The 7,988-nt window shown below is 48.6% G+C and carries 10 protein-coding genes; 4 read left to right on the top strand and 6 right to left on the bottom strand.

From position 1 onward, the window contains the following. Positions 1–132 precede the first annotated feature (132 nt). The 6 genes from B3180_RS11165 to lptM are packed head-to-tail and all read right to left on the bottom strand — an operon-like array spanning position 133 to position 4,127. The gene (locus tag B3180_RS11165; RefSeq protein ID WP_286844546.1) at positions 133–285 is read right to left on the bottom strand and encodes a hypothetical protein; all 153 of its coding nucleotides are present in this window, start codon (positions 283–285) and stop codon (positions 133–135) included. 26 nt (positions 286–311) lie between these two features. Next, a complete protein-coding gene (locus B3180_RS11160) occupies positions 312–1,214 on the bottom strand; it encodes a tyrosine recombinase XerC (protein ID WP_224798444.1) in 903 nt (300 codons plus the stop codon). Beyond that, positions 1,201–1,896, bottom strand: a complete 696-nt coding sequence (locus tag B3180_RS11155) for a DUF484 family protein (RefSeq protein ID WP_278358959.1) — start codon at positions 1,894–1,896, stop codon at positions 1,201–1,203. The genes B3180_RS11160 and B3180_RS11155 overlap by 14 nt, the downstream gene beginning before the upstream one ends. Beyond that, positions 1,893–2,720, bottom strand: coding sequence for a diaminopimelate epimerase (gene dapF / locus B3180_RS11150; RefSeq protein ID WP_278358960.1), 828 nt, complete (start codon positions 2,718–2,720; stop codon positions 1,893–1,895). The genes B3180_RS11155 and dapF overlap by 4 nt, the downstream gene beginning before the upstream one ends. Position 2,721: 1 nt before the next feature. After that, positions 2,722–3,984: a diaminopimelate decarboxylase gene (lysA, locus tag B3180_RS11145; protein WP_278358961.1), complete on the bottom strand. Its 1,263-nt coding sequence runs from the start codon at positions 3,982–3,984 to the stop codon at positions 2,722–2,724. Next, positions 3,981–4,127 carry an LPS translocon maturation chaperone LptM gene (gene lptM, locus B3180_RS11140; RefSeq protein WP_126783178.1) on the bottom strand — a complete coding sequence of 49 codons (147 nt, stop codon included), beginning with the start codon at positions 4,125–4,127 and terminating at the stop codon, positions 3,981–3,983. Before lptM ends, lysA begins: the two co-directional genes overlap by 4 nt. 92 nt (positions 4,128–4,219) lie before the next feature. Here lptM and hemC point away from each other — a divergent pair, with 92 nt between their 5' ends. The 4 genes from hemC to B3180_RS11120 form a co-directional block, all read left to right on the top strand. Further along, positions 4,220–5,161 (top strand): hydroxymethylbilane synthase, encoded by a 942-nt coding sequence (gene hemC / locus B3180_RS11135; RefSeq protein ID WP_222236032.1) that lies wholly within the window; start codon positions 4,220–4,222, stop codon positions 5,159–5,161. Further along, entirely contained in the window at positions 5,136–5,897 is a 762-nt protein-coding gene (locus tag B3180_RS11130) for a uroporphyrinogen-III synthase (protein ID WP_278358962.1), read from the top strand. Before hemC ends, B3180_RS11130 begins: the two co-directional genes overlap by 26 nt. Further along, on the top strand, positions 5,890–7,014 hold the full coding sequence (locus tag B3180_RS11125) for a uroporphyrinogen-III C-methyltransferase (RefSeq protein ID WP_278358963.1): 1,125 nt from the start codon (positions 5,890–5,892) through the stop codon (positions 7,012–7,014). The genes B3180_RS11130 and B3180_RS11125 overlap by 8 nt, the downstream gene beginning before the upstream one ends. Then, the coding region (locus tag B3180_RS11120; protein ID WP_286844537.1) for a heme biosynthesis HemY N-terminal domain-containing protein at positions 7,011–7,988 on the top strand (978 nt) is incomplete at its 3' end. The genes B3180_RS11125 and B3180_RS11120, both read left to right, overlap by 4 nt.

Below are 7,988 nucleotides of genomic sequence, written 5' to 3'. Positions count from 1 at the left end.
GGCCTTTGATACGTCACCAATACCGAACTTTTTTAACCCTAACTCCAGTGTTTTCAGTCGAAGCTTGGTCATATCGCTGGCCAGAGCTTGATCGGTTCGGCTGACTTCGTCACGAAAACGACGCCAGTGGTGCTAATCCCACTCAGCGGTTTGCGGAAATTGTTCTGTAATGTAGTTATGCACCGCTTTCTCTGCGCGCTGCATAACCGGCACGTTGTCGTACAGTGTGTCGTCTAAATCAAAACTAATGACTTTGGGCAAATACCAACGGCGATGAAACTGCATAACGCATTACTCTCATTGAGTTAAATTTAGGTCGATTTTTTCCGGGCACGCGGGTGGGCGCTGTCATAAACACTGGCTAAACGCTTAAAATCTAAATGTGTATACACCTGAGTTGTGGATAAGTTAGCGTGCCCTAACATTTCCTGCACAGCACGCAGGTCACCACTGGATTCCAGCATGTGAGAAGCAAATGAATGCCGCAGTTTATGCGGATGCAAGTCACCTACTACACCTTGCTGCTTACCCCAGTAATTCAGCCGCTGCTGCACAGTACGCGGACTAATACGCTGCAGCCTTTTACTGACAAATAGCGCCAGCTCGGGCTTTTCGTTAAGCCAGGACTGACGGACTGACAGCCATTTCTTTAAGGCTTTTTCTGCGCAGCGGCCAAAGGGCACAATGCGCGTTTTGCTGCCTTTACCCGTTACCCTTAACTGCATCATACGGTGATCAATGTCATCTCGATCAAGGTTGACCAGCTCAGCCAGACGAATACCACTGGCATACAACAGCTCCATCATGGCGGCATCGCGAATCGCCAGGTCATCATCTGTGGGTAAATCCAGTAAATGGGAAATACTGTCCACATCGAGGTTTTTGGGTAAGCGTTTGGGGATCTTCGGAGCTGATACCGACATGGCGGGGTTATCATCCATAGCGTTAGATTCCACCATGAACTGGCAAAATGTCCGCCACGCCGATAGTTTTAAAGCAATACTACGCTCACCCAGACCATTGCGGCGCCAGCCAACTAAAAGCCGCTCAATAACAGGCACACGCAGCGCTTTAGGTTCAGTTATTTTTTGCAGTTCAAGAGCAGCCAGGTCAGCGGCAATAAGACGCTGATAGTTCTTCAACGTCAGCTCTGCTAACCCTCGCTCTCCCTGCAGTTGTTGCATCCATTTTTGCTGCCAGTCATGCAGCTTCATGGTTTTTCAGTAGCCCCGGTAACAATGCACTTAGCAGAGCCTGTAGCTGATTGATCAATAATTTATCCATTGCCGGCTCAAAGTGGCTGGCATTGGTATTGCCAACCGCCAGCATACCCAACTCACCGTTGTCGCCCAGCAGCAGTAAAGCAACTGAGGCTATGTCTTCGTCCTGGAACAACAGCTTATGTTCCTGCTCGGTTAAACGCCCAAGATAAATAGAACTGTCATTAAAGCGCTTGCTCAACAGCTTTTTGTGAGTGTCGGAAGCAAAGCTGTATTGCTCATCCAGCTCCACAAGGCTGTCGAAGAACTTGAGTGACAAGGCCGGCATTTCCAGCTCATTTTCAAAGGTGTTTTCTAGCTCTTCCAGTACCTGAGTCAGGCTTTGGCAACGCAGAAGGCGAACATACAAGTTACTGTAAGCCGAAAAAATAGCCTCGTTACGACGTGCGTTAATCATCAACTCGGTAATTTCTTCTTCCAGTTGATTCACGCGCAAACGCAGCTTCTGTTGCTGACGCTCTATTAACGACACCGCTCCTTTTTCACTGTGCTGAAACTGCAGTTGAGTCAGCAGATCATCGTTTCGCGTGAAAAAATCAGGATTCTCTTGTAAGTATTCTCTGATAAGGCTATCGTCCAGCCGCTCATTTGCCATTATGTTCGATTCGCTACTCATAACACCATTTGTCCATCGTAAATCAATTCTGCGGGGCCGGTCATTTTAACCGGATGCCCTTGTTGCCAGCGAATAAGCAAATCTCCACCCGGCAAGCTGACTTTTACCCGTTCGTTCAGTAAACCCTGTTGAATGCCCGCGACAACCGCAGCGCAGGCGCCACTGCCACAGGCCATGGTCTCACCGACCCCACGCTCAAATACGCGCAGTTTTATTTCATCCGCCGATATTTTCTGCATGAAACCCACATTCACACTTTCCGGAAAGCGCTCATGCTCAGCTAAATCAGCACCAAGAGTCTGCACTGGTGCCGTATCGACGTTATCCACGGCAATAACACAATGCGGATTGCCTAACCCCAAAACGCCGCACAAAACGGTTTCATCCTTTACTCGTAAAACGTAAGTCTGTTCCGCCTTTTGCGCTTTAAAAGGCACGGCCGCCGGTTCGAATAAGGGCTCGCCCATATCCACCGTTACTTGCCCGTCTTTTTCTAAATGCAGAACCATTTTGCCCGCTTTGGTACTGACCTTAAGATGGTTTTTATTGCTTAAGCCTTTGGCTTTGACAAACTTTGCGAAACAGCGGGCTCCGTTACCACATTGCGCGACTTCGCTGCCGTCTGCGTTAAAAATACGATAATGGAAATCCAGGTCGGGGTCATAGGGTGGTTCAACCAGCAGCATTTGGTCAAAGCCAATGCCTGTATGCCGGTCTGCCCAACGACGAATTTGGTCCGGATTCACATATAAATTCTGGGTGACATTATCCACCACCATAAAGTCGTTGCCGAGCCCGTGCATTTTTGAAAAATGTAATAACATTTTATTGGCCTTCCTGGTGTAACAAGTGCTCGCCCCGGACAAGATCATTAAAGCTCTCTCGCTCGCGGATAAGTGTAGCATTTTCACCAGAGACCAAAACCTCGGGCGGACGGCCTCGGCTGTTATAATTTGATGCCATGGTGAAGCCATAAGCACCAGCATGCTTGACGATAAGTACATCGCCCTGCTGCACATGCAAATGCCGCGCGTGTCCGAAAAAGTCTCCGGTTTCACACACCGGTCCCACCACATCGTTTAGTTGGTCGCCGCCGCGTTTGTTCTCGTGTGCCGGCAGAATGTCGTGCCAGGCCTGATACAAAGACGGACGTAATAAGTCATTCATGCCGGCGTCTACCAGCACAAAGTTCTTATCGTCTGAGGGTTTAATGTATTCCACTGTAGTTAGCAAAACACCGGCGTCTGCGGTAATAGCGCGTCCGGGTTCCAGTACCAAAGTGATTTGTGGGTAATTCTCGGCTAACTTAACCAGTTCTTTTAAATAAAAGGCTTTATCCAAAGGCTCTTCCGGCTGATACGCCACACCAAAACCGCCACCTAAATCCAGGTGGGTTAAGTTGATACCGTCCTTTTCCAACTCTGCCACCAGATTAAACATACGCTGAGCCGCATCAAGAAAAGGTTCGGCTGTCATTATCTGCGAGCCAATATGGCAATCCGCACCAATTAAGTTAATATTAGGCAGGCTATGCGCTTTCAGAAAAACCGGCTTGGCCAGTGACATGCTGATGCCAAACTTGTTGGCTTTCATGCCTGTGGCAATGTACGGATGCGTTTTGGCATCAACGTCGGGGTTCACTCTTAACGATACTGATGCCTGTTTGTCCATGGCAGCAGCAATGTCCTGAATACGCTCAAGCTCCGCCTCGGATTCCACGTTAAAGCAGCCAATGCCCGCTTCCAGCGCCATAATGATTTCATCTTTTGACTTAGCCACACCGGAAAAGACAATATCTTCCGCTTTGCCACCAGCCATGAGTACGCGTTGAAGCTCGCCACCGGACACAATATCGAACCCGGCACCGTGCTCAGCCAGTAGCTGTAAAATAGCTAAGTTGCTGTTAGCTTTGACCGCGTAGCAAAGTTTGTGAGGGGTTGGCCAGTACTGTTGAAACTCGCGCCAATTTTTTAAAATTTGACCTTTAGAATAGACATACAAAGGCGAGCTAAAACGCTCAATCAGGCTCTCAACATCACAACCTTCGATGTGAAACTGGCCATTTTTATAGTCAATTAATTCGCTCATTCTTTATCTTCCGCCGGCGGCTCTGCAGGTGTATTTTGCTCTGGCATAGGCTCAGGCGTCAGTGGTCCTTTCTGACCACAACCAACTAAAGTCATTAAAATGGCTGATAGCACCAGCGTCTTGATTACAATTCGACTAAACATCGCTAAACTATAGGTATTCCGTTTGGGTTTCTCTGGTGCCTATCATCGCACCAGATACCCAAAAAGTCATTAATCGTCGTAAAGGAAAACGAATGACCCAACGCGTTAGAATTGCAACACGCAAAAGCAAGCTGGCTTTATGGCAGGCTGAACACATTCAACAGCGCCTTGAAGAGCTGCACCCGGGCCTGTCGGTAGAGCTGGTTCCTATGTCTACCAAAGGCGATGTCATTCTGGATACCCCGCTGGCAAAGATTGGCGGCAAAGGTTTATTCGTAAAGGAACTGGAAGTTGCCATGCTGGAAGGGCGTGCGGATATTGCCGTACACAGCATGAAAGACTTACCGGTTGAGTTCCCGCCGGGGCTGGAGCTTCACACCATTTGTGAACGCGAAGATCCGCGTGATGCTTTTGTATCCAACAACTACAAAAACCTTAATGAACTGCCGGAAGGCGCCGTGGTCGGAACCTGTAGTTTGCGTCGTCGTTGCCAGGTTAAAGAGCAGTTTCCGCATTTAGTCATAAAAGATTTACGCGGCAATGTTCAGACCCGTTTACGCAAACTGGATGACGGTGAATTTGATGCCATTATCCTGGCCGCTTCAGGCTTAATTCGATTAGAGCTTGGCGACCGTATTACCTCCTTTATTCCGGTGGAGCAGTCATTACCGGCTAACGGACAAGGTGCACTGGGCATTGAGTGCCGCAGCGATGACGACGAAATGAAGGCCTTACTGGCGCCACTGCAATGTCAGGAAACCCGTACACGAGTATTAGCAGAACGTGCAATGAACCGCGGTCTGGATGGTGGTTGTCAGGTGCCTATTGGTGCTTATGCTGAACTGGAAGGCGACAACGTCTACTTACGCGGCCTGGTTGGCGAGCCTGACGGTGGTAAAGTACTTCGAGATGAAGTGCGCGGCCCGGCGTCTAAGGCGGAAGAATTAGGTTCAGAGCTTGCTGAGCGGTTACTTAAACAAGGTGCAGCCGAAATTTTAAGTGCAGTCTATGACAGTGAATCCAGTCAGTCATAAAGCGGTTTTACTGCTGCGTCCGGGTAATATGCCGGACGCCTTCACTCGCCAGTTACGCGAGACCGGCCGAGAGTGCTTTGTTCACAGTTTTATTGAAATAGAGCCCCTGCCTTTGGATAAAAAGCAGTTAACCGATCTTAAGCAACGGCATTGGGATGGTATTGTTGTTGTCAGCAAAAACGCGGCACATTACGCTGCAAAAGCTGGCTTTACCGATGTTCCCTCTAAATATTATGCCGTTGGCCCCGGTACGGCTTCATTTGCTGCAAAGCACTTAAACACGCCGGTAAGTTGCCCTACTTTTATACATCAGTCCGAGGGGTTGCTGGACTTGGCTGAGCTGCAAAAGCTGGAACAGCAAAGCTGGTTAATTATTCGGGGTGAGGGCGGACGTGAGTTACTGGCCGATGCGCTACGGGCACGAGGCGCATCCGTTGACTACTGGGAAGTTTACCGCAGGAAACAACTCACATTGAATGATCCCGAACTTATTGAACAGTGGATAAAATCAGTAGGTACTATAGTAGTTACAAGTGCTGAGCAACTGGGATACTTTCTGTCATCAATGCCAAGCTCGGCAAAGACATGGCTGGATAATTGTCAGTGGATAGTGCCAAGTCACCGCTTGAAAGGTTTGATTCCTTTTGGACAATCAGACAGTATCAAAGTAACAGGCAGTGCAGCGGACGCCATATTAATGAATGCGCTAATAGCGGATGGAAAAACTCATGACTGAAGAGAATAGAGTAGAGAACGACGAGTTACAGAATAATGACCAGAACAACGATCAACCCGAAGAAGAGACGCTGACGGCAGAGAAAAGTAGTGGGCGCTTCTTTAAGCGATTAATGTGGCTCGTTATTTTAGTGGCTATAGCGGCTGCAGCCTACTTGGGTTACACTCGCTTCCCCGCTATATTTAACGCGGACGCTGAGCAGGTTGTAGAGCAACCAAGACAGGACCCGATTGACGCTCGTTTTAACCAATTGGAACGCTCAGTCGCCAATTTAGAGCAACAACTGCAAAGCACCGTTCAGGCACGGGAACTCGATAAATTCAGTAATACCGATCAGCAGTTACAACGCGAATTCACCAATCTACGCCAAAGCCTGGAAGATTTACGCGATGATGTCCGTAAAACGCCGGCAGAAAAAGCAGCTTACTGGCGCTTAGTGGAAATTAAACAAACGCTATCAGCCGCAGCACGAATGATGTGGAGCCAGGAAGACTACAAAGCGGCGCTTAGACTTTTAAAGCTTGCGGACCAGCAGTTAGTGGGTATCGACAACCGGGACGCCATTCGTACCCGCGAAAAATTAGCAGGAGATATTGAGCGGGTTAATGCCATAGTAGAAGCCGACAACACTGATCTGGCTTTACAGCTAGTGGGGCTTCAGCAGCGGGTGGCTGACTTACCGGATAAAGTAAATAACAATCAGCAGCGTCTCAGCTCTGACACTCAGGCCGTCAGCGACGACGTTAACGACTGGCAAACTAACCTGAGTGCTAACTGGCAGTCGTTCCTTGATAACTTTATCCGCATTCAGCCGGTAGAAAGTGACCCGGAGCCTTTATTAAATGTCACTCAGCGCACAGCAATTAACGAGCGAATTCAGTTAACCTTTACTCTGGCTCAGCAAGCCGCAGTTAAGAACAACGAACAATTATGGCAACGTTATCTAGAGCAGTTATCAGAACTGATTTTAGAAGTAAAAGGCGATAAAGCGGCCACGCAAGATGTCGTATCCCGCATTCAGGCACTAAGCCGCGAGGACTTTGAAGAGCAAAGCCTCGATCAGCTTGAGTCACTGGACTTCATTGCTCAGACAATTGAGCAGGGAGATGCGTCATGAAGTGGATCATTGCGCTGGTTGTTATCATTATATTAGGTGCCATTATTGGCCCCATGGCCTCTGGTAACGCGGGTTACGTTCTGGTTCAGTTTGCTGGCGTTGCCATTGAGACAACCGTTGTCGGTCTATTTGTGGTAACTGTTGTGGCTGTTGCTGTGTTGGCCGTTGTTTGGTCGTTACTGCGTCGGCTGCTGAGTAAAACTCGCCAGGGTCGAAAATGGCTGGCCAATCGCAGCGAGCGCAAAGCCCAGACAATGTATCAGCAGGGTATTCGTGAGTTACTCAATGATGAACCCAATAAAGCCGCCGAGAGCTTTGCCAAAGCCTATAAAAAGGCGCCTGATAATAACCTTGCGGCATTAACTGCCGCTACCGCCTGTCTTGATAAAGACGCTGGTAAAGCAACCTACTGGCAGGAAGAAGCCGGCAGTTTTTATGAAAACTCCGACACACTCTTACAATTGGTCGTTATTGAGCAACAGGTTAGAGTGAACCCGGCAGAAGCTGACCGCAAAATCCAAAGCCTTTTAAAAACAAAACCTCATACGGCTAACGTATTGAAATTGGCTTACCGCGTATTTAGCGCATCGGGAAACTGGCAGCAACTTAAGGATCTTTTGCCGGAGCTTCGCCAGGTAACTGACCTTGCTCCAGCTGAGTTCGAACGCCTTGAGTATCAGGTGTATTTCGAACGCTTTGTTGCTGAAGGGCGTAAAAGTAACGAAATGCTCTACAACGAGTGGCGCAGCTTACCAAGTAAGCAACGTGCTGATGCAACCGTTCGTTTAAGTTATGCCGCAGCCCTCAAGCACCTGGGCGATCACGAAATATCCGCAAGAGTGATTCTTAAAGGCCTTAAGCGAGGTGACTTAGAGCCGGCTGCGGTAAACTCTCTGCATCTATTTAATGCGAAATCGGAAAAACTGCTGGAATTTGTACAGGCTCAGTTAAAGCAAAACCCTGAGAGCAGAGAC

Source organism: Idiomarina sp. UBA4206, assembly GCF_002383015.1.
GTDB classification, from domain to species: Bacteria; Pseudomonadota; Gammaproteobacteria; order Enterobacterales; family Alteromonadaceae; genus Idiomarina; species Idiomarina abyssalis.
Note: the sequence above shows the minus strand (reverse complement) of the source record. Positions and strands in the feature narration are given on the sequence as shown.